The 21,105-nt window shown below is 71.8% G+C and carries 22 protein-coding genes; 8 read left to right on the top strand and 14 right to left on the bottom strand.

The genetic code is table 11. The features are described 5' to 3' along the window. Positions 1 to 128 precede the first annotated feature (128 nt). A complete protein-coding gene (locus F4562_RS18570) occupies positions 129 to 1,067 on the top strand; it encodes a GlxA family transcriptional regulator (protein WP_184543015.1) in 939 nt (312 codons plus the stop codon). Between the two features lie 48 nt (positions 1,068 to 1,115). Here F4562_RS18570 and F4562_RS18565 read toward each other — a convergent pair whose 3' ends face one another. Next, positions 1,116 to 1,361, bottom strand: coding sequence for a cell division protein SepF (locus F4562_RS18565; protein ID WP_184543017.1), 246 nt, complete (start codon positions 1,359 to 1,361; stop codon positions 1,116 to 1,118). Positions 1,362 to 1,527: 166 nt separating this feature from the next. Between F4562_RS18565 and recD2 the strand changes: the two genes are divergently transcribed. Beyond that, positions 1,528 to 3,693, top strand: a complete 2,166-nt coding sequence (gene recD2, locus F4562_RS18560) for an SF1B family DNA helicase RecD2 (RefSeq protein WP_184543019.1) — start codon at positions 1,528 to 1,530, stop codon at positions 3,691 to 3,693. 117 nt (positions 3,694 to 3,810) lie between these two features. On the opposite strand, the gene F4562_RS18555 is transcribed toward recD2, so the two are convergent. Then, a complete protein-coding gene (locus tag F4562_RS18555) occupies positions 3,811 to 4,620 on the bottom strand; it encodes an SAM-dependent methyltransferase (RefSeq protein ID WP_184543021.1) in 810 nt (269 codons plus the stop codon). Positions 4,621 to 4,856: 236 nt separating this feature from the next. Between F4562_RS18555 and F4562_RS18550 the strand changes: the two genes are divergently transcribed. Next, the gene (locus tag F4562_RS18550) at positions 4,857 to 6,176 is read left to right on the top strand and encodes an endonuclease Q family protein (RefSeq protein ID WP_246473470.1); all 1,320 of its coding nucleotides are present in this window, start codon (positions 4,857 to 4,859) and stop codon (positions 6,174 to 6,176) included. A 95-nt stretch (positions 6,177 to 6,271) separates the two neighbouring features. After that, positions 6,272 to 6,607 carry an ArsR/SmtB family transcription factor gene (locus tag F4562_RS18545; RefSeq protein WP_184543023.1) on the top strand — a complete coding sequence of 112 codons (336 nt, stop codon included), beginning with the start codon at positions 6,272 to 6,274 and terminating at the stop codon, positions 6,605 to 6,607. A gap of 45 nt (positions 6,608 to 6,652) precedes the next feature. Here F4562_RS18545 and F4562_RS18540 read toward each other — a convergent pair whose 3' ends face one another. Next, the gene (locus F4562_RS18540) at positions 6,653 to 6,988 is read right to left on the bottom strand and encodes an ArsR/SmtB family transcription factor (RefSeq protein ID WP_184543025.1); all 336 of its coding nucleotides are present in this window, start codon (positions 6,986 to 6,988) and stop codon (positions 6,653 to 6,655) included. A 2-nt stretch (positions 6,989 to 6,990) separates the two neighbouring features. Further along, positions 6,991 to 7,185 carry a hypothetical protein gene (locus F4562_RS18535; protein WP_184543027.1) on the bottom strand — a complete coding sequence of 65 codons (195 nt, stop codon included), beginning with the start codon at positions 7,183 to 7,185 and terminating at the stop codon, positions 6,991 to 6,993. Between the two features lie 297 nt (positions 7,186 to 7,482). Between F4562_RS18535 and F4562_RS18530 the strand changes: the two genes are divergently transcribed. Beyond that, the gene (locus F4562_RS18530) at positions 7,483 to 7,650 is read left to right on the top strand and encodes a DUF3073 domain-containing protein (protein WP_184543029.1); all 168 of its coding nucleotides are present in this window, start codon (positions 7,483 to 7,485) and stop codon (positions 7,648 to 7,650) included. Between the two features lie 215 nt (positions 7,651 to 7,865). Here F4562_RS18530 and F4562_RS18525 read toward each other — a convergent pair whose 3' ends face one another. The 5 genes from F4562_RS18525 to F4562_RS18505 form a co-directional block, all read right to left on the bottom strand. Then, complete coding sequence (locus tag F4562_RS18525; protein WP_184543031.1) at positions 7,866 to 8,471, bottom strand: hypothetical protein; 606 nt, start codon at positions 8,469 to 8,471, stop codon at positions 7,866 to 7,868. 73 nt (positions 8,472 to 8,544) lie between these two features. Then, a complete protein-coding gene (locus F4562_RS18520) occupies positions 8,545 to 9,150 on the bottom strand; it encodes a DUF5709 domain-containing protein (RefSeq protein ID WP_184543033.1) in 606 nt (201 codons plus the stop codon). Between the two features lie 97 nt (positions 9,151 to 9,247). Then, entirely contained in the window at positions 9,248 to 10,063 is an 816-nt protein-coding gene (locus F4562_RS18515; protein WP_184543035.1) for an SDR family oxidoreductase, read from the bottom strand. 214 nt (positions 10,064 to 10,277) lie between these two features. Further along, entirely contained in the window at positions 10,278 to 12,086 is a 1,809-nt protein-coding gene (locus tag F4562_RS18510) for a thiamine pyrophosphate-requiring protein (RefSeq protein ID WP_184543037.1), read from the bottom strand. 196 nt (positions 12,087 to 12,282) lie between these two features. Further along, positions 12,283 to 13,485: a carboxylate-amine ligase gene (locus tag F4562_RS18505; RefSeq protein ID WP_184543039.1), complete on the bottom strand. Its 1,203-nt coding sequence runs from the start codon at positions 13,483 to 13,485 to the stop codon at positions 12,283 to 12,285. Positions 13,486 to 13,835: 350 nt separating this feature from the next. Here F4562_RS18505 and F4562_RS18500 point away from each other — a divergent pair, with 350 nt between their 5' ends. Continuing rightward, positions 13,836 to 14,111: a hypothetical protein gene (locus tag F4562_RS18500; RefSeq protein WP_184543041.1), complete on the top strand. Its 276-nt coding sequence runs from the start codon at positions 13,836 to 13,838 to the stop codon at positions 14,109 to 14,111. Positions 14,112 to 14,178: 67 nt separating this feature from the next. Here F4562_RS18500 and F4562_RS18495 read toward each other — a convergent pair whose 3' ends face one another. The 5 genes from F4562_RS18495 to F4562_RS18475 form a co-directional block, all read right to left on the bottom strand. Continuing rightward, positions 14,179 to 14,865 carry a nucleoside/nucleotide kinase family protein gene (locus F4562_RS18495; RefSeq protein WP_184543043.1) on the bottom strand — a complete coding sequence of 229 codons (687 nt, stop codon included), beginning with the start codon at positions 14,863 to 14,865 and terminating at the stop codon, positions 14,179 to 14,181. Further along, on the bottom strand, positions 14,862 to 15,743 hold the full coding sequence (locus F4562_RS18490; RefSeq protein ID WP_184543045.1) for a sugar phosphate isomerase/epimerase family protein: 882 nt from the start codon (positions 15,741 to 15,743) through the stop codon (positions 14,862 to 14,864). Before F4562_RS18490 ends, F4562_RS18495 begins: the two co-directional genes overlap by 4 nt. A 187-nt stretch (positions 15,744 to 15,930) precedes the next feature. Next, positions 15,931 to 16,719 (bottom strand): ATP-binding cassette domain-containing protein, encoded by a 789-nt coding sequence (locus F4562_RS18485; protein ID WP_184543047.1) that lies wholly within the window; start codon positions 16,717 to 16,719, stop codon positions 15,931 to 15,933. Further along, complete coding sequence (locus F4562_RS18480; RefSeq protein ID WP_184543049.1) at positions 16,716 to 17,690, bottom strand: ABC transporter permease; 975 nt, start codon at positions 17,688 to 17,690, stop codon at positions 16,716 to 16,718. Before F4562_RS18480 ends, F4562_RS18485 begins: the two co-directional genes overlap by 4 nt. 90 nt (positions 17,691 to 17,780) lie before the next feature. Further along, positions 17,781 to 18,848, bottom strand: coding sequence for a substrate-binding domain-containing protein (locus F4562_RS18475; RefSeq protein WP_184543051.1), 1,068 nt, complete (start codon positions 18,846 to 18,848; stop codon positions 17,781 to 17,783). Between the two features lie 472 nt (positions 18,849 to 19,320). Between F4562_RS18475 and F4562_RS18470 the strand changes: the two genes are divergently transcribed. Beyond that, positions 19,321 to 19,821, top strand: a complete 501-nt coding sequence (locus F4562_RS18470) for a SigE family RNA polymerase sigma factor (protein ID WP_184543053.1) — start codon at positions 19,321 to 19,323, stop codon at positions 19,819 to 19,821. After that, entirely contained in the window at positions 19,818 to 21,047 is a 1,230-nt protein-coding gene (locus F4562_RS18465) for a TolB family protein (protein ID WP_184543055.1), read from the top strand. Before F4562_RS18470 ends, F4562_RS18465 begins: the two co-directional genes overlap by 4 nt. Positions 21,048 to 21,105: the final 58 nt, after the last annotated feature.

Below are 21,105 nucleotides of genomic sequence, written 5' to 3'. Positions count from 1 at the left end.
GCCTGAGTTCCACGGAATATCGCCATCCGCCGGTGAAGCGATGAAGTGCTCCGAGCGGGATGCGGACGGGGCGAGCAGGGCCAGGTCACACTGTTGGCGGCAACCGGCCGATCACATAGGTTGCCGCCATGCACACCGTGGCCGTCCTCGCCCTGGACAACGTCATCCCCTTCGACCTGGCCACCCCGCTGGAGGTCTTCGGTCGCACCCGGTTGCCCGGCGAGCGTCCCGGCTACCGGGTGCGCGTCTGCGCTCCCACGCCGCAGGTCGAGGCCGGGCTCTTCACCGTGCAGGCTCGCCTGGGTTTGGAGGCCCTAGCCGACGCCGACACCGTCATCGTGGCCGGCACCACCACCCCCCTGGAGCCCGTGCCCGATCCGGTGCTGGACGCACTGCGCGTCGCGGGTGCCGCGGGCACGCGGGTGGCCTCCATCTGCACGGGCGCCTTCGTCCTGGCCCAGGCCGGGCTGCTCGACGGGCTCCGCGCCACCACCCACTGGTTCGCCGCCCCCGATCTCGCCCGGATGTACCCCCGCGTCGAGGTCGACGCCGACGTCCTCTACGTCGACAACGGCCGGATCCTCACCTCCGCCGGCGCAGCCGCCGGACTCGACCTGTGCCTGCACATGATCCGCCGTGACTACGGGTCGGTGGTCGCCGCCGACGCCGCGCGCCTGGCCGTCGTGCCTCTGGAGCGGGAAGGCGGGCAGGCCCAGTTCATCGTTCACCGGCAGCCGCCCGTGCCCCGGGGATCCACCCTGGAACCCCTGCTGCACTGGCTGGAGGACAACGCCGACCGCGACCTCACCCTCGACGAGATCGCCCGGCACGCCCGTATGAGCCCCCGGACCCTGCTGCGCCGCTTCCGCGAGCAGACGGGCACCACCCCCCTGCAGTGGCTGCACCGTGTCAGGATCCGTCAGGCCCAGCATCTGCTGGAGACCACCGGGCACTCCGTCGAACGCATCGCCGCCCAGGTCGGGTTCGGCTCCCCCACCGCCTTCCGCGATCGCTTCAAACGGATCACCGGCGTCACCCCCCGGTCCTACCGCCACGCCTTCCAGTAGAGGGTGGCCGGTCGTTCACCGCCCGCAGGAGGGTGAGAGCCGTTCCCGTCACACCTCGCCGGCGGCCGGCGACGGGGCGGCCATGCCGCGAGGCATCAGCAGGAACACCTTGGGCGACAGCCGGTTCATGTCCCCTCCCCTGCCGAACACCAGGCCGGCGGCGAAGTCGACGAACTGCCTGGCCTCGCCGTCGGGCAGCCCGGTGAGGTCCATCACCACCGGCGTGCCGGTACGGAAGAAATGCCCCACGTGGAGTGCCTCGTTGTAATCCCGGGGGCACAGTGTTTTGATCACCGCATCAGTCTCCATCGCCCGTGATGGCCGTCAAGTCCTTTCCCCCGATGGTGCGGCGGCATGTCACCCCGGGCCCCGCGGCGGGTCTCCGGCACGGCGCGAACTGTCGCAACCGCCCGCTAGTGTCCTGCGATGAGGTGCCGCTCATGATGCCGGGGGGCGTACGGTGACCGTGCTCGCGCAGCCGGGTCCGGCGGAGGTGGAGGCCTCCGTCGAGCAGCTGGTGTACGTCCGTGAGGACGAGTACACCGTCGCGCGCATGAGCGCCGAAGGACTGCCCGGCTTCGTCGCCTCGGGCCGGGCGCTGGCCGGGGCACAGCCCGGCGAGACGTTGCGGCTCGTCGGAGAGTGGGACGACCACCCGCGTCACGGCAGCCGCCTGATGGTCGGGAAGTGCGAGCGGGTGGTTCCCTCCACCGTGCGCGCCATCGCGCTGTACCTCGGCTCGGGTCTGATCCGCGGCATCGGACCGCGGCTCGCCCATGCCATCGTCAGCCACTTCGGCGAGCGGACTCTCACGGTCATCGACACCGAACCCGAGCGCCTCACAGAGGTGATCAACATCGGTGCCGTACGGCAGGCGCAGATCGTCGAGGCGTGGGCGGAGCAGAAGGCGGTCGCCGAGCTGATGGTCACCCTGCAGGGCTTCGGGATCAGCCCGCTGCTCGCGTCCAAGATCTATCACGTGTTCGGGAACGACTCCCCCGGCGTCCTCGCCTCCGACCCGTACCGGTTGATCGGCCAGGTCAGGGGCATCGCCTTCCACACCGCCGACCGGATCGCGCTGCGCTCGGGGGTGCCGGAGCACAGCCCGCAGCGGATCAAGGCGGCGGTCCTCGACCGGCTGGAGGTGGCGTCCGCCCGTGACGGGCACTGTTTCCTTCCGCTGCCCGCCCTCGTCGCCGCGGCGGCGGCCCTGGTCGAGCAGGAGGACGACCTGGTCCGCCAGGCGGTCGACGCGCTGACCGCCGAGCGCCGGGTCGTCGTGGAGGCGGCGCCGGCCGATCCGGGCCGGACGGTGGTGTACGCCAAGGAGCAGCACAGCCGCGAGGCCGCGCTGACGGCGAACCTCGACCGGCTGTGGCGGGCCCGCTCGACGCTGCCGCTGCGCGCGTTCGCGGAGGACGAGAGCCTGCACGAAGACCAGCGGATAGCGGTGAACCTGGCGCTGACCAGCACCGTTTCCGTGCTGACCGGCGGCCCCGGCTGCGGCAAGAGCCACACGGTGAAGGTGATCGCGCAGACCGTGCGGGCGATGGGCGGCACGGTGACCCTGACCGCGCCGACGGGCAAGGCGGCCAAACGCCTGTCGGAGCTCACCGGCCTGCCCGCCATGACCGTGCACCGGATGCTCGCCCAGCAGCCCGACCAGGAGGAGGGCACGCTGTTCCAGCGGTCCCCCGCGGCGGCCGACCTGGTCGTGGTGGACGAGGCGTCGATGCTGGACCTGCAGCTGGCCACCCGGCTGACGGCCGCGATCCCGGCGGGCGGTCACCTGCTGCTGGTCGGCGACGGCGACCAGTTGCCCAGCATCGGACCCGGCAACGTGCTGGCCGACCTGTTGCGCGTACGGGAGATCCCGCGCGTCCGGCTGACCCACGTCTTCCGGCAGGCTCAGGACAGCGGGATCGTCCGGGCCGCCCACCGGATCCGGGCCGGCGAGCTGCCCGCGCTGCCCGGCCGGGGCGGCTTCTGGTTCGAGGAGCTCGACGACCCGGACCAGGTGGCCGAACGGGTGGTGCACCTGGCGACGGAGGCCATCCCCCGCAAGCAGAACATCGGCGCCGACCAGGTGCAGGTGCTGTGCCCGATGCGCAGGGGCGCCACGGGAACCGCGGAGCTCGGCCGCAGGTTGCAGGAGCGGCTGAACCCGGCGCGCGAGGGTGTGGCCGAGCACTGGTCGGGCCCGGCCGTCTTCAGGGTGGGCGACCGCGTCATGCCGATCCGCAACAACTACGACAAGGGTGTGTTCAACGGCGAGACCGCCACGGTCACCGCGGTGAGCCCGCCCGATCGGCTGGTCGAGATCCGCACCGACGACGGGGAGGTCGCGCAGTACACCTTCGACGAGCTGGACGAGCTGACCCACGCCTACGCGATCAGCGTGCACCGTTCCCAGGGCAGCGAGTACCCGTTCGTGGTGGCGCCGATCGTGGCCGAGGCCGGGGGCGTGATGCTGCGCCGCGGACTGCTGTACACGCTGGTCACCCGGGCCAGGTCGTGGGTCGTGCTCGTCGGCCGGCGCGAGGCGCTGGAGCTGGCGGTGCACCGCGTCGGCCACCGCAGGAACACCGGCCTGGCCCACCGGCTGGCAGTGAGCCTGGGAGGCTGACGGCGGCCTCGGCCGCCCACCGGCCGACCGCCCACCCCGCCGGCGGGGATCCCGGCGGCCCGGTCGTCCCTCGACCGCCGGGAGCCTGGCGGCGGCCCCGGCCGGAGCGGGGGACGGTCAGCGGCGGCCGACGACGCAGAGGATGGCGGGCTTGGTCAGGTCGACGACGACGTCCTCGTCATGCTCGGGCCGCCACGCCTCGACCGGGACGATCCCCGGCTCCAGGACCTCCATCCCCTCCACCAGCTCGGCGAGCCGTGCCGGGCCGCGCGAGGTGAGCGACCCCGCGGTGGTCGAGCGGTAGACCCGCTGCCCGGCCTCGTGCACCTCGGCGCTGACGTCGCCCTCGTAGGCGTGCGTGATGACCAGGTGGCTGCCCGGCGCGAGCCGTGCGCGGATGGCGGCCGTGATGCGGGAGACCAGGTCCTCGTCCGGGATGAAGTGCAGCATCGAGACCAGCAGCACGGCGACGGGCCGGGTGAAGTCGATGACGCCCTCGACCTCCGGGTGCGCCAGCAGTTCCTCGGGCTCCCGCATGTCGGCCTGGACGACCGAGGTGGCGGGGTTGTCCTCCAGGAGCGCGCGGCCGTGCACCAGGACGATGGGGTCGTTGTCGACGTAGACGACCCGGGTCTCAGGCGCGACGCGCTGGGCGACCTGGTGGACGTTGTCCTGGGTCGGCAGCCCCGACCCGATGTCGAGGAACTGCCGCACGCCCTGACGGGTGAGGAGCTCGACGACCTTGGCCAGGAACTCGCGGTTCGCCCGTGCCATCTCCCGGATGCCGGGAAGCACCTGGATGAACTGTTCCGCCGCGGCGCGGTCGGAGGCGAAGTTGTCCTTGCCGCCCAGGTAGTAGTCGTACATCCGGGCGACACTCGGAGTGTTCGGATCGATGCCTGGCGGAACAGCCTGGTGCTCGGTCATTCCCTCGCCTTCCTCGTCTTCGGGGAATGATACGAGGAACACTCGCAATTGTGGATCTTTATGGATAAATCATGATTATCGGGTGAAAGGCATGACTACGCATGGTCCGCTCAGTTCGGTGGGAGCGGTCACCGCCCACCGACCGACCACGCGACCCCACACGGCGACGAGAGCGGCCCGGGGGAGAATTCCCGCGGCACAGGGCTAACCCCCGCCCGGCCGGGAAGGTTCCGCGGATGCGCTTCCATGCCGATCTGCACATCCACTCCAAGTACGCCAGGGCCTGCAGCAAGGACAGCGACCTGGAACATCTGACCTGGTGGGCACGGCGCAAGGGCGTGACACTGATGGGCACCGGCGACTTCACCCATCCGGCGTGGTTCGCCCATCTGCGGGAGAACCTGGTGCCCGCGGAGCCCGGACTGTTCCGGTTGCGCGAGGAGAAGGACCGGGAGGTCTCCCGCACGCTGCCGCCCGGGATCGCCTCCGCCCCGGTGCGGTTCATGCTGTCCGCGGAGATCGCCACGATCTACCGGCACGACGGGCACACCCGAAAGATCCACCACCTGGTGTACATGCCGGACTTCGACACGGCGGCGGCGTTCAACCGCCGGCTCGGGCGGATCGGCGACCTGAGCACCGACGGCCGGCCCGCCCTCGGCATGGACTCCCGGGACCTGCTGGAGATCACCCTGGGCAGCGGTGACGGCGCCTACCTGGTGCCCGCACACGTCTGGACCCCGTGGTTCGGCGTGTTCGGTTCCAAAGCCGGGTTCGACACGGTCGAGGAGTGCTACGGCGATCTCTCCGGCCACATCTTCGCGCTGGAGACCGGGCTGTCCAGCGACCCCGCGATGAACTGGCGGGTCGCCGGCCTCGACCGTTACCGGATGGTCAGTTACTCCGACGCGCACTCACCGCCCAGGGTCGGCCGCGAGACCACGGTGTTCGACACCGGCCTGGACTACTTCGCGGTCCTGGACTCCCTGCGGACCGGCACGGGATACGAGGGGACGGTCGAGTTCTTCCCCGAGGAGGGCAGGTACCACCTGGACGGGCACCGCAAGTGCGGCGTCCGGATGAGCCCGGAGGAGACGCGCGCGCACGGCGGGATCTGCCCGGTCTGCGGCAGGCGGCTCACGGTCGGTGTGCTGAGCCGGGTGGAGGACCTGGCCGTCCGGCCGGAAGGCGCCCGGCCGGACGGCGCCGCCGGGTTCCTCAACCTGGTCCCGCTGCCGGAGGTCGTCGGCGAGATCCTCGGCGTGGGGCCGGACAGCAAGAAGGTCCGCGGGGAGGTCGACAGGCTCACCACCGCCCTGGGGCCCGAACTGGCGATCCTCACGGACGTGCCGGTCGGTGACATCGCCGCCCACTCACCACCGCTCGCGGAGGCCGTCGACCGGCTCCGCCGCGGCGCGGTGATCCGGGAGGCCGGCTACGACGGCACGTACGGGGTGATCCGTCTTTTCGCCCCCGGCGAAACGGAGAAGACGGATGCGACCGCCGAGCCGACGCCGCCGACGCTTTTCGACCTGGAGGACGAAGCCGCCGGTTGAGACCTCGGAGAGTTGAAGGATTATGCAATTTGTTACATCATATGAGTGATCCGGCCACGTCGCCGACCTCCGCCGGTCCGCCACGGGAGGGGAGAATGCCGGTTCCGCTGTATCAGGCCAAGGCCGAACTCTTCCGTACCCTCGGACATCCCGTGCGCATCCGCGTGCTCGAACTGCTGCAGGACGGACCGCTGCCGGTGCGCGACCTGCTGGCCACGATCGACATCGAGGCGTCCAGCCTGTCGCAGCAGCTGGCGGTGCTGCGCCGGACCGGGATCGTGACCGCCACCCGCGAGGGGTCGACCGTGGTCTACGCGCTGAGCAGCGCGGACGTGGCCGGTTTGTTGCGGGCGGCACGCCGGATACTGACCGACGTGCTCGCCGAGCAGGGAGAATTGCTGGCCGAGCTGCGCGGAGCGGAGGCGAAGTGATCGGCGCAGACGCCCCGGAACAGGCACCCGAATACGCGGCCGCGTTCATCCTCGCGCCTGGGCACGGAGCTCCGCCAGCAGCTCCCCCTGACCCGCCAGCAGCTCGGCCAGGATTCCGCGAGCGGTGGCCATCAGGTCGGCCACGTCGGCGGTGGACAGCGCGTAGACGACCGTGGGACCTTCCCGGGTGGCGGTCACGATCCCGGTCCGGCGCAGCACCGCCAGCTGCTGCGACAGGCTGGACGCCTCGATGTCGATCGTGGCCAGCAGGTCGCGCACCGGCAGCGGTCCGTCCTGCAGCAGTTCGAGCACGCGGATGCGCACGGGATGTCCGAGGGTACGGAAGAGTTCGGCCTTGGCCTGATACAGCGGCACAGACATGATCATGCCGTTCCGGCCGCCGGAGCCTCGACCGCACGCCCCAGGTCGATGCCGTGCCGCTCGGCGATGCGCAGCAGGTTCTCCAGCCGTCCGGACAGAACTTCGACCGCGTGGTCGTCCTCGGCCTGCCGCAGAAGCCGCAGCTGGGAGTCGACCTCGTCCACGCGCATCCGCAGTTCCGTCTCGAACTCGCTCATACCCCTGCTTTCGTGGTCGAATTCCGCCCCCCGCCGCCCTACCGGCGAGCACGCGGCCTTATGATGTGGCAAATTGCATAATTATTCAAATCGTAAGGGTTATCGGTAAGATGGCCGCAGCGGCCCGTCCCCGGGCGTCACCTCAGGCCGGCTCGTGTCCCCTGGATCGAGCCGGGACGGAGCGGGATGCCACCGGGTACGGCTGCCGGCGGGCGCGGAGGAGCAGGTCGCGCCGCGCCGGTCGGCGATGCGAGATCGATAATAGGCCGAACACGGCCTGTATGAGGGAGTACAGAGATGGGGCGGGGTCGGGCCAAGGCGAAGCAGACAAAGGTCGCTCGTCAGCTCAAGTACAGCATCCACGACATCGACCTTGAGCGGTTGCGCGCGGAGCTCCGCGCCACCGGCGAGCGCGTGCCGGAGAGCAGAGTGGAGGTTCCGGCCGACGAGCCGGCCGAGAAGTGACCTCGGCCGCCGGACGCGCTGCCAGGTGCCCACGGCGACCAGGCGCGTCCGGCGGACCGGGACCCTCCGGCGCGGACTCGGGTTGACCGGCGGCCCATGCCCTCGCGGTATGACCCCGGGATGACCGTCGGCCCGGAACTCCCCGGTACGAACCCCGTGTGTCCGACGGCCCGGAACCCTTCGGTACGAACCCCGGGCGACCGGCGGCCCGCTACTCAGATGATCGGGCGGCCCGTGCCCTCGCCGGGCAGGTAACCGCCGTCGTCCTCCTCCGTCCGGCCGGATCCGCCGTCGGGGTCGTCCTCGTCGGAGGAGACCCAGTCCAGGTCCGCGCTCACGTGTCCGCCCGTGGGCGGGGCCGTCCGGCCCGGCCGCGGCCCGTCGTCGTCGGAGCCGTCCTCCACGGGGCCTCTCGCCCGGGCGTCGGCGTCGGGGTTGTCACGGGGGCCCTCGATGTCCTCGGGCACCGCCCGGGGGCTGACTCCCGCCGTCTCGACGCGGTCGTCGACCTCGTCGGTCCGCGCTCCCACCGCCTTCTCGTCCGAGCCCGCCGTCGCCGGCCACTCGTCGTCGCGTCCGGCGACGTACCCCGTGGACGTCGACCAGCCGCTCCTGGGCTCGGCCTCGTCGTCCGGACGGGCTCCGGGACTGCGGTTGGAGCCCCGGATCGACGCCGGGCCGATGTCGCCGCCCATGTCGTGCAGCTCGGGGTCGAAGGTGGTCCCCTTGTACATCTCCCTGGCCTTCTCCCGCTCGGCCTCCCTGTCGCGCTCCTCCTGGTCCATCGCTTCCCCTCCCCCTGGCTTCGCCTGCTCGCTCATCGCTCTCCCCGTCCCACTCCCGGCCGGCGCGTCCCTGTGCCGCACCGGCCGGGGCTCCGCCCGTCCGTCGTCCTCACTCCGGCTCCACCCGCATGGCGGCCTCCTCCGCCGTGTAACCACCCGCGTCCGGCCCGACCTCCTCGGCGACCAGATCGGCCTCGGTGTCCGGACGCGCTCCCTCGTCGGGGTCGACCAGGCGGCCCGCCCGGCGGGGCTCGTCCCACACGGCGCCGGAGGGCTCCTCCGGCTGCGCGGACCAGTCCGCGTCCACGTCGTCGTCCGGCTGGTAGTCCGTGTCGAGGTCGGACCCCACTCCCAGGCCGCTCTCGGCGTCCACCCGCGGGTCGAGCCCGCCCGGGATCTCCGGGTCGAGGTCCCGCTCCTCACCCGCACCGGCGTCGGACCCGGTGGCGGGCCCGGCGGTGCCGTCGGCGTCGGCGCCGAACACCGGCTGTTCCTCGGGAATCTCACGGCTCAGGCGGCCCTCCAGGGACTCCCCCTGGATCTGCTCGTCGACCGTGGTGCCGAAGTCGTCCATCGCGACGGGACGGTCGGCGGGCAGCGGCGCCTCCTGCGGGTCGACCGCCCACTGCTGCTGCGGGGTGCCGTCCTGCAGGTCCGGGATCCCCTCGTCCTCGAACCGCGAGTGCGGGTCGTGCCTCGGCGTGTGCTCTCTCATCGTCGCCCCCTGCTGTCCGGCTCTTCTGCCTCCCGATGCCCGGTGGATTCCCGTTGTAACGGCCGGCCCCCTCCCGGCCGGGCCGCCCGGCGGCCGGTCACCCCTGCCGCCAGTCGCCGGCGGGAAGGGCACCGGCCGCCTGCGGCCCCATGAGCGTCAGGCCGCCGTCCACGAAGAGCGACGCCCCCGTGATGTACGACGCGGAGTGCCCGGCGAGGAAGGCGACGGCGCCGGCCACCTCCCGGGCGTCGCCGGGGCGGTCGATCGGGTATCCGGGCCGGCTGCCGGGCTGGGGACGCTCGTCCTCCTGGCCGGTCATCGGGGTGGCGATCTCCCCCGGCGCGACGGTGTTCACCGTGATCCCGTAGGGCGACAGTTCCAGGGCGAGCACCCGGCTCAGCATCCGCAGGCCGCCCTTGGCCGCGCAGTACGGCCCGGCTCCCACCCGCGGGTACTCCTCGTGGACGCTGGTGACGTTGACGATACGTCCGCCGCGGCCGGCGGCGATCATGTGGCGGGCGGCCCGCTGAGCGCACAGGAACGGGCCGTCGAGGTCGACCGCGAGGACCGACCGCCACCGGTCGAAGCCCATTTCCAGCAGCGGCTCGGAGCTGCCGGTGCCGGCGTTGTTGACCAGGACACCGAGCCCGCCGAGCTCTGCGGCCAGCTCGTCCACCACGGCGGCGGCCTTCTCCGGGTCGGTCAGATCGTGCCGGCGTACGGCCGCCGCACGGCCGTGGCCGCGGACCTCTCGCGCGGTCTCCTCCGCCCCCCGCTGGTCGGAGTGGAAGGTGATCCCCACATTGAAACCGTGCTCGGCCAGGGCCACGGCCGTCGCCCGGCCGATGCCGGAATCCGCTCCGGTGACGATCGCGATCCGGTCGTAGCCGGAGGACGACGGTGCGCTGCTCATGAGTGCTCCTTCCACATGCTCGTGTTCCGGGCCCGCGGACCGCGGACCCGTCTCCCGGGTGCCCGCGAGCCACGGCCCCCGTCTCCCGGACGCCTGCGGACCCGTCCCCCAGGTGCCCGCGGACCGCGGCCCCGCCTCCCCACGGACCGCGGGCCCCCTCCCCGGTGCCCGCGGCCCATCTTCCGGGTGCCCGCGGACGCCTTCGTGGTGCGCGTCAGTCCCTCGGCGGGCCGCCCGCCCCGGTGATCCGCTCCTCGTGCTCCTGTTGGCGGAACAGCATCCGCCGGGCCGCCCGTCCGGCCTCCCCCTCCTGGGCGAGCCCGGCGTAGAAGTTCCTGGCCTGTTCGATCGGCTGGTGCGGGGGCAGGAGCGGCACCGCGGGGTCGGTGCGGACCTGGAGCAGGGCCGGACGGCGGGCGGCCAGGACCTCGTCCCACGCCGCACCCAGCATGTCCGGCTTGTCCACCTCGACCCCGTGGAAGCCCAGCATCCTGGCGTACTCGGCGTACGGCACGTCGGGCAGGTCCTGCGAGGCGGGGAAGCGCGGATCGCCCTCCTTCTCCCGCTGCTCCCAGGTGACCTCGTTGAGGTCGTTGTTGTGCAGGACGAGGATGACGAACCTCGGGTCGGGCCAGTCCCGCCAGTACCTCGCCAAGGTGATCATCTCCGCCATGCCGAGCATCTGCATCGCGCCGTCCCCGGCCAGGGCGATCACGGGCCGGTCCGGGCGGGCGAGCTTCGCGGCGATGCCGTAGGGGACGGCGCAGCCCATGCACGCCAGGGTGCTGGACAACGACGCCTGCATGCCGGGACGCAGGAACAGGTCGCGGGCGTACCAGTAGGTGACCGAGCCGACGTCCACGGCCAGCATGACGTCGTCCGGAAGCCGCCGGTCGAGCTCGGTGAAGACCGCCTGCGGGTTGACCGGGTCGGCCGGTTCGGCGGCCCGGCTCCGCAGCAGTTCCCGCCACTCGGTCCCGTACCGGACCACCCGGTCCCGCCACGAGCGGTCGCGCCGCTCGGTCAGCAGCGGCAGCAGCGCGCGGAGCGTCTCCCCCGCGTCGCCGAGCAGGTTGACCTCCGTGGGGTAACGGGATCCGAGGTTGCGGCCGTCGATGTCGATCTGCACGGCGCGGGCCTGCCCCGGGGCGGGCAGGAACTCGGTCCACGGCTCACCGGTGCCGACCATGAGGAGCGTGTCGCAGCCCGTCATCAGCTCGTAGCTGGCCGTCGAGCCCAGGTGCCCGGTCGGCCCGGTGACGAACGGCAGCGTGTTGTCGATCACCGGCTTGCCGAGCAGCGCGTAGGCGACTCCGGCGCCCAGCAGCTCCGCGGCCCGCACCACCTCGGCCGCGGCGTCGCGCGCTCCCTGGCCGACGAGGATCGCCGGCCGGCTTCCCGCGTTGAGCACGTCGGCGGCGGCCTGGAGATCCTGCCGGGCGGGGGCGACGCGGTCGGCGTGGCGCACCGCGCTGGTGGCGATCACCCCGTGCTCGTGCGGGAGCTCCCCGGCCGCCGGGGCCTGCTGGACGTCGTGCGGGAAGATCAGGCAGGCCGGGCTCCGGGTGGCGAGCGCGTGCCGGACGGCGCGGTCCACCAGCATCGGGACCTGCTCCGGGGTCTCGATCGTCTGGCAGAACTCCGCGGCCACCCCCTGGAAGAGCACCTTCAGGTCGATCTCCTGCTGGTAGGCGCTGCCCAGTACGGACCGGGACTGCTGGCCGACGATGGCGAGCACGGGTGTGTGGTCCAGTTTGGCGTCGTAGAGGCCGTTGAGCAGGTTCACCGCTCCCGGCCCCTGGGTGGACGCGCACACGGCGAGCCCGCCGGTGTACTTGGCGTGGGCCGTCGCCATGAACGCCGCCGCCTGTTCGTGGCGGGCCTGGACGAACCGGGGCTCTCCCCCGGCCCGCCGCAGGGCCGCCAGAAGACCGTTGATCCCGTCTCCCGAGTAGCCGAACACGCGGCGGACATCCCATCGGCGCAGCCGTTCGACGACGACGTCGGCCACAGTCCTGTCCATGTCCCCTCCCTCCGGACTCCGGCGCGTCCGCCGGTGGATCGGGGACCCGCTCCGTCCTGTCACGTCTGGTCGGGTTCGCGTACCCGCCTTTCCCCGTCCTATCCACCCGCCGGACGCCCCGGGCCGGCAGCCGCCCGGGGATCTGCGGGGAGCATCCGGGAGGGTGTGCGGGCGGCCCGGGTTGTCGCGCGGACGGTCACACGGGGTGGGGGGCGGTCTGGAGGCTGAGCGCCAGGCCCACGTCCCGCAGGCTGTGGCGTCTGGCGTACGCCGCCCGCTGACGCGCCGCCCCCGATCCCACCCGGCGCAGCCAGGCGAGCCGGTCGAGGACGGTCTCCAGGTCTCCCGCCTCCGCCAGCGCGGGGCGGATGCGGTCGACGAGCCGGTCGACCAGGTCCCAGGCGGGGAGCAGGGCACCGGAGACGGGCTCCACGCCCTTGCCCTCCAGGCCGTCGCGGGCGGCCCGCCAGTAGGCGGCGTGCAGCAGCGTGTCGGCCGGGCGTGGCGCGGGCACACCGGCCCGGATGTCGCGCAGCGCCGTCATCACCAGCCCGCGGACGACGGCGGCGAGCAGGACGGCCTCGCCGACGGTGGCGCACACGTCCGCCGCGCGGATCTCGACCGTGGGCAGGTGGTGGGACGGACGCACCAGCCAGTAGATCATCCCTTGGTCGAGGATGACCCCGGAGTGGAGCAGGGAGTCGACGACGGCGGCGTAGTCGGCGGCCGACTCGAAGAAGGGCGGCATCCCGGCGCTGGGCCACCGCGAGAACGCCATCGCCCGCCAGCTCCCGTACCCGCTGTCGGTACCGCCGGTGAACGGGGAGTTGGCGGTGAGCGCCTGCAGCACCGGGAGCCAGGGCCGCAGGTGGTTGCAGACCTGGACGGCCTCCTCCCGGTCGGGCACCTCGACGTGGACGTGGCAGCCGCAGCAGTTCTCACCGCGTGCCACCGCCCCGTACTCGTGGGCTATCCGCCGGTAGCGCGGGTCGTCCGTCAGGACCCCCTCGCCCGCGGGCTGTTCCAGCAGGGCGGATCCGGAGGCGACGAGCTCGCAGCCCATGCTCCGCGCCACGTCGGACAGCCCGCCCCGCAGTTCCTCCAGCTCCCGGCACAGCGACCGCAGGTCGACGTGCGGAGACGAGGCGACCTCGACCTGCGAGGTCGAGAACTCCTTCTGGACGAGCCCCGCGAACCGGGACTCGACCTCGGTGAGGACCGCCGCGGCTCGCGGGGCCGCTCTCCCGGTCTCCAGGTCGATCAGGAAGAACTCCTCCTCCACGCCCACCTGCGGAGGCTCGGCGAGCTGGAAGGACCGTTCCACCGGTTTCGACGAGACGCCGGGGTCGTGGATGCCTGCGACCGCTCCGCAGGAGGGGTCGACGCGCGTGGGAACCATTTCACCCCTTCACATATCGGCAGGCGAGTCCGACCGGTCCGTCCGGAATCCGGTGGTTCGCCGGGACGCTCCGCTGCCCTGCCGCAGGTGGCTTACACCTTTGCCAGGAGCTCGCCAATCTCTCCGATATGTACCCCTTAACCCAGATTTTGCCCTTCTCGTCTCCGGGGAGGGACGCGGGCGTGGATCAATCGTTCGCAAAGCGTGCTGAGCAGATCTTCAACAAACCGGGCGGGACCCTCCGGAGTGGCACTCCGGCGACCGGGCAGGCCATCCCGGGGGAGCGACGCCGGAGCGTGACCGTCGCCTCCCGCAACCGGTCCGCCGATCGCCGAGCAGAGGAGAAGCCGATGGCTCCGCAGCCCAGCCAGCCCGTCACCGACGACAGCATCGTGGTGCGCCAGCTCAGCCACTACCAGTTCAGCTGGGTGGCCGGCGAGCCCGGCCGCCCGGGCACCTACACCCTGCAGCTCGTCCTGGACCAGGGCGCCTGGGAGGAGGTGCTGACGCTGGACCCCGACGACGCCGACAACCTTCAGGACCTGCTGTCCACCGCGGGCACCGTCTTCTACGACGTCCGCCGGCGGACTCTCATGTTCGGCACCACCCCCGTCGGCAGGAGCTGAGGGAACAGGCGGGATCCCGGCCGCGGGCCGTGGCCGGGGCGTCCCGGTGCCCGCCCCGGCACGCCCGTCACATACCCGCGCGGAAACGGCCGCCGATGGAGCGCATGACGGCGTCGGGGACGACGAGGTCGGCCCGCGACCGGGTGGTGGCGATGAGGTCGGCGTTGCGCTGGTCGGTGCCCAGCACCCAGGCCACGGCCGCGTCGCGGTCCTTGCCGAAACGCTCGTGGCGGGCGACGAGACGGCGTACCCGCTCGTCGGAGGCGAGTTCGCAGTACCAGACCTCGTGGAGCGCAGCCCGCACGCGGGTCCAGTCGCCCCGGTCGAGCAGCAGGTAGTTGCCCTCGGTGATGACGAGCCGGGCGGCGCGCGGGACCGGGATGCTGCCGGCGATCGGCTGTTCCAGGTCCCGCTCGAACGCGGGCGCGTAGACCACGTCGTCCTCGTCCTCGCGCAGGCGGCGGAGCAGAGCCGCGTAGCCGGCGGCGTCGAAGGTGTCCGGGGCTCCCTTGCGGTCGCGCCGGCCGAGCCGGTCGAGTTCGACGTCGGCGAGGTGGAACCCGTCCATCGGCACGTGCGTCACCCACTCCAGCGGCGGCAGGCCGAAGGGAGGGTCCTGCCCGAGCAGGCGCACCAGCGTCTGGGCGAGCGTGGTCTTGCCCGCACCCGGTCCCCCGGCGATGCCCAGCAGCGCGCGGCGTCCGTCGCGGACGAGATCGCGGGCCCGGCGCGCCAGGTCGTCGAGGGTCGTCATCGGGACCGGTTCGTGTGGAGCCGGTCGCCGATGAAGGCGCGGGCGTGGCGCGCCAGGTCCTCGCCGTCGGACCAGAGGTTGCGCCAGATGGCCAGGTCGTTGGAGAGGCCCTCCATCACGACCGCCGAGGAGAAGGACTCGAAGGTGATCGGTCCCCGATAGCCGATGTCTCCCAGCGCGTGGAAGAACGACGTGAAGTCCAGGTGCCCGGAGCCGAGGTAACCGCGGTGGTTCTCACCTATGTGAACGTAGCCCAGGCGGTCTCCGACCTCGTGGACGGGTCGTACGAGGTCGTCCTCCTCGATGTTCATGTGGTAGGTGTCGAGGTGGATGAGCACGTTGTCCTCGCCGATGTCGTCGGCCAGGACGAGCGCGTCGTGCGCGGTGTTGACGACGTTGGTCTCGTAGCGGTTGCAGATCTCCAGGCCGAGTGTCATGCCGTGCCGCGCGGCCTCCCGGGCGAGCCGGCGCAGCACCGCCACCACGTTGCGGCGCCCGGTCTCGGTGAGCGGGCGGCCGTACTTGCCCAGAGCACTGTAGAGCGCGCCGGTGAAGTGGGTGCCGCCCAGCGCTCGAGTGGCGGCGAGGGAGTCGTTCAGCAGCTTCTCCCCGCGCTCCACCACAGCCGGGTCGTCGCTGGAGACGTCGGCGTCGAAGGCGAGCCCGCGCGAGCAGGCCACGCCCAGCCCGGCCTCACGCAGGGCGTCGCGCGCGGCGGCGACGTCGAGGTTGGCGGAGTCGTGCAGGGAGATCTCAAGCAGGTCGAACCCGGTGGCCTTGGTCTTGGCGACCGCGTACTCGATCGAGGACGGCCTGGTGTCGCCGACCCAGACGAGGGCGTGCACGCCGATCGGGTTGCTCGTGGTGTCAGTGGTCATGAGACGGGTGCTTTCTCGTGGTTCACGGAACGTGCTGCCACCGGCCGGCTGGGCCGGTGCGGGACGGGTCGTCGGCCGGCGGGGCCGGTCGCACGGGTTCGTCGAGCCGGCGGGGCCGGTGCGGGACGGGTCGTCGGCCGGCGACCTCGACGGGCGGAGCCGCCGGCCCGCGCGCCGGTGGGGCGGGTCATCGGTCGGCGGCGCCGGTGACGAGGCTCACGATCTCCTCGCCGGTCGTCCCGGCGGTGCGCCGGCCGCCGACGCAGCGGCCGGCGCGCATCACCCACACCTGGTCGCTGAGCCGTATGACCTGCGCGAAGTTGTGACTGATGAGCAGGACGGAGTGCCCCTCGTCGCGCAGCCGCAGGATGAGCTCCTCCACCCGAGCCGTCTCCTGGACGCCGAGGGCCGCGGTGGGCTCGTCCATGATGACGAGCTTGGAGCTGAAACCCGCCGCGCGGCAGATGGCGACGGCCTGGCGCTGACCGCCGGAGAGCCGCCGGACCCGTGACCGCACCGCGGGCACGTTGACCGCGAGCGTGGAGACCATCTCCTTCGCGCGGGCCTGCATGGCGCGCCGGTCGAGCACGGCGACCGGGCCCATCCGGCGGACGATCTCGCGGTTGAGGAAGAGGTTCTGCCACACGGTGAGGTCCTCGACGAGCGCGAGGTTCTGGTGGACGGTCTCGATGCCGGCCTCGCGAGCGTCCTCGGGCGAGTGGAAGGCGATCTCGTCGCCGTCGAAGAAGATGCGTCCGCTCTGCGGCCGGTGGATCCCGGAGACGCAGCGTACGAGCGTGGACTTGCCGGCGCCGTTGTCGCCGACCAGGGCGGTGATCTCGCCGCGGCGCAGCGTGAGCGAGACGTCGACGAGGGCTCGCACATTGCCGAACGACAGCGACACGTTCTCGCACCTCAGCAGCGTGTCGTCCCCGGCGCCGCCGGGGACGCCGGGCGTGGGCCGGGTGGTGGTCATTTCTGGAACCTCGTCAGGAGCGCGGCCAGCACCACGACGATGCCGACGGCCAGGGGCTGGTAGAACTGCGAGACGCCGAGCAGGGTGAGCCCGTTGACCAGGGCGACCAGCAGCAGGGCACCGATGAACGGGCCGATGATCGTTCCGCGTCCGCCGAAGAGGCTGACCCCGCCCAGCACGACCGCCGCGACGGAGTTGAGCAGGAAGGAGGTGTTGGACGCGGGTTCGGCGGCGCCGATGCGGGCGATCAACAGGATCGCGCTCAGCCCGGCGAGCGTGCCGCTGATCGTGTAGACGGCGATCTTGACGCGCTGGGTGCTGATGCCCATGGCGGTCGCGGACTCCGGGGCCCCGCCGGTGGCCAGCACGTGAGTGCCGAACCGGGTGTGGAAGAGCACCACGTGTGCGATCACCGCGACGGCCACCGCGATGAGGAACGACCAGCCGAAGATTCCGATGCCGCCGGTGGACAGGCTCAGCAGGGCGGGGTCGATGATCGTCACGGGCTTGCCGTCGGCCAGGATCAGCGCCAGGCCGGAGGCGGCCGAGAGGGTGCCGAGTGTGACGATGAAGTCCGTGATCCGCCCCCGGGCGATGATCACCCCGTTGACCACGCCGACCAGCGCCGCGGCGACCACCCCGAGCAGGCAGGACACGAGCAGTCCCCACCCGGCCGCGTACGCCTGACCGAAGGCGGCGGCCCCCAGGGTCATGGTGGAGGCGACCGACAGGTCGATGCCCGCGGTGGCGATGACGAAGGTCTGACCCACCGACAGGATGATGAGGATGGCCGCGGCGACCAGCATCGACGCGATGTTCCCCGGGCTCAGGAACGTCGGGTTCAGCGCCTGGAAGACGACCACGAGGACGACCAGCCCGACCAGGGCCGCCCATTCGGCCCAGAAGCCGACGTCCTTCAGCTTCGTTGACCATGCCTCGCGTTCGGGCGACACGAGCGTTGCGTTTGCCATGAGTTTTCCCCTCGCCACGGTGGGTCCGCACCGCCCGGTGCGGCGTGCGCGCCGGGCGTGTCCCGCGGCTCACCGTGACGGTTCCGGCTGCTACTGGATGAGGGTCTTGAACGGGTCGTCGTAGGTGCCGAACGGCTTGGGCGTGGTGGCCAGCGCCTGGTCGGCGTTCTCCTTGGTGACCATCTCGACCGGGGCCTTGACGTTGGCCGGCAGGGACCTGCCGGCCGCGGCGGCCTGGCACGCCTCGATGCCCATCAGGCCGATCGCGTACGGGTACTGGGCGACGGTGCCGTCCAGGGTGCCGGCCTTGACCGCCTCCAGCGCGTCCTTGATGCCGTCGACGCTGATGACCTTGACCTGGCCCGCCTTGCCGGCGTTGGCGACGGCCCGCGCCACGCCCAGCCCCATGTCGTCGTTGGCCACGAAGAAGCCCGACAGGTTCGGGTTGGCCCGCATGACGTCGGTCGCGGCGGTGAGCGCGGTCTGGCGCTCCCAGTTGGCGGCGACGGTCTGCACGACCTTGAGCTTGGCACCGACGCCCTGCTGGAACCCCTCGACGCGGGCGCCGCTGGTCACGTCCCCGGCGATGCCGCCGACGACCGCGACGTCACCGCCGCCGGGCAGCAACTCGGCCATCCGTTGTCCGGCCATCCGGCCGGCCTCGACGTTGTCGGTGCCGATGTAGGTGGCCAGCTTGACGTTGGCGCTCCTGGCCGCCGCGACGTCGACCGGGCTGTCGATGTTGACGATGGTCTTGTTCATCGCCGAAAGCCTGGCGAGGCCCTGGATGAGGTTGGTGCCGGAGATCGGGTTGACGACGTAGCAGGAGAAGTCCTGCCCGGCCAGGCCGTTGAGCTTGTCCGCCTGGCCGGTGGTGTCGGTGATGGAGTTGGCGGCCTGGACGGTCACCGGAACCCCGGCGGCCTTGGCCTGGTCGTCCATGCCCTGCTTCATCGTCTGGAAGAACGGGTTGTCCAGTCCCTTGATCACGGCCGCGATGTTCGGCTGGACGGCGGCCGTGTCGCCCACGGGGATCGTGTCGGCCGTGGTCGCCGAACCGGTGGACCCGCCGGAGCCGCAGGCTCCCAGCACGAGTGCGCCCGCGGTCACGACCGCGCCGACTGCCGCCGCACGGCGGCCTCTGCTGTTGACGTGCATCGGTTGCCCCTTTCGGCGTTTATGGGACGACCGTAATCACCGCTTACGGAGTAAGAAAAGGCTGGTTTTGCCCTTTTACGACGAAACATTCTTGACTTATGACTAATCCCGCCCATCGATAAAGTGGTCGGACGCCGGCATCGAGTGCCGTAACCACACGAATGGAGTAAGCGAGACCGAGATCCTCGGCCTGTTCCGCCCCGGCCCACCCGCTCCGGACCCGCCTCACCTGACCGGTGCGGCGTCGACCTCCCCGACCGGCTCGCACGCCATCGACCTTCCGGCGAGCCGCGCGCCGGCGGACGATCCGGGAGATCAGGGCCGGGATCATGCGGGCCGCGGCGGCAGATCGCCTCCTCGGAGCACGCCTCGCGCGACGGACGCCATCGCTTCCGGCCCCCTGCTGTCCCGGCGCATGCAACGTTTTCACCCCCTTCGCCGTCTAGGTCGGGACAACCGAGAAGGGCGACAATTGGACGACGAACCGGGGTTCGACGACTTCGTGGCCGAGCAGGCGGACGCCCTGCTCCGCTACGGGTACGTCCTGAGCGGCAACCCCCACGACGCCGCCGACCTGACCCAGGAGGCGCTGGCGCGGCTGCGCGGCGCCTGGTCCCGGGTACGGCGCAAAGCCGACGCTCGCAGTTACGCGCGGACCACCATGGCCCGGCTGCACACCAGCATCTGGCGGCGGCGACGCCGCGAGCATCTCACCGGGGAGCCGCCGGAGCGGGCTTCGGATGCGTTCTTCCCCTCCGACGCCGAGGAAGGGCTCTGGCGGGCACTGGCCGCGCTGCCTCGCAAACAGCGCGCCGTGCTGGTGCTGCGTTACTACGAGCAGCTGAGCGACACCGAGATCGCCGAAGTGCTCGGTATCTCCACCGGGACCGTGCGCAGCCAGGCCTCCCGCGGGCTGGACAAGCTGCGGTCCTCCCTTTCACTGACGAAGGCCGACCACGGGAGCAGGCGATGAACGACATCGAAGACAGGCTGAGCCGCCTCCTGGACGGGGCCGCGGACCGGGCGCCGCAGGTGACGCCCGGGCTGCTCGCCGGGATCACCGAACGCCACCGCCGGCGGCGCGCGCGCAACGCGGCGGTGTCCGCGGCCGTGGCCGTGGTCATGGTGGCCGGCGGCGCGGGCACGGCGGTGCGAGCGCTCGGCGAGCAGGACGCGCGGAAGCCCGCGACGAATGTCACCGGCACGCCGAGCCCCGCAAAGGAACGGGAAGGGGAGGAGAGGCCGCAGCACATCGAGAAGGTGTGGCCGGAGGCCGTGCACAGGATCCCGGCGAAGCTGCCCGACGGCCGCGCACACTATCCGCAACTGCTCCTCGACGACCGCACCCTGCTGGTCATGACGGGGGTGAATGACGGCCCCAGGCAGTTCCTGTGGACCTACGACCTCAAGAGCGGCACTCCTCGGCGGATCGCGGAGATCCCCCCGATGAAGGGGGCGGTGGCCTTCGCCGACGACATCGCCGCAGGAGGCGGGAACATCGTCTGGTGGACGTCGTACAAGGAGCCCGGCAAGCAGCGGGTCGCCCGGATCTGGACGGTGCCCGCCGGCGGCGGCCGGCCACGCACGGTGGCCGACATCCCGCTGGAGAACGTCAAGAAGAAGGGCCACATCGGGGAGATGGCCGTGGCGGGCACGGATGTGGTCTTCTCCCACGAGAGCGGCGGCGTCTACCGGGTCCCGCTGCGCGGGGGCAGACCGGAGGCCGTGCCGGGCACCGAGGGATACCGCCTCCTGCAGTGGCCGTGGGCGAGCCGCCACAGCAGGCAGGCCGTCCACCACGAACTGCTCGACGTCCAGACGGGGCAGCGACGGGACGCCGTGGTCAAGCCTGGCGAGAGCCGGCTCGTGTGCGGCGTCCAGCGGTGCATCGGCGCGGTCATGCGGGCGGACGGGGCCGCGCGGAGCGGTTTCGTCCGCGACCGCGACGGCTCCCGGGAGAGTGAGCTGCCGAGTCGCGCCTACTTCCTGGCGGAGATGTTCCGCCTGGAGCGGTTCGTCATGAGGGTCCTCCCGGAGGGCGTCGTCCTGCATGACGTGAACACCGGCACCTCCGCCGATCTCGGCCTGCGGCCGCGCAAGGGCGGAGGGATGGCGATCCCCGACGGCGGCTTCGACCGGCTGATGACCTACGCGGTCGGGAAGACGATGTACGTCGTGGACCTGGCCGCGATCAAGTAGCGGACGCGGCGGGCGGGTTCCGATCCCCGCCCGTGTCTCCGCGGACCGGACGGTGGAC

Origin of the sequence: Streptosporangium becharense (assembly GCF_014204985.1) — a bacterium.
In the GTDB taxonomy this organism is placed as follows: Bacteria; Actinomycetota; Actinomycetes; order Streptosporangiales; family Streptosporangiaceae; genus Streptosporangium; species Streptosporangium becharense.
Note: the sequence above shows the minus strand (reverse complement) of the source record. Positions and strands in the feature narration are given on the sequence as shown.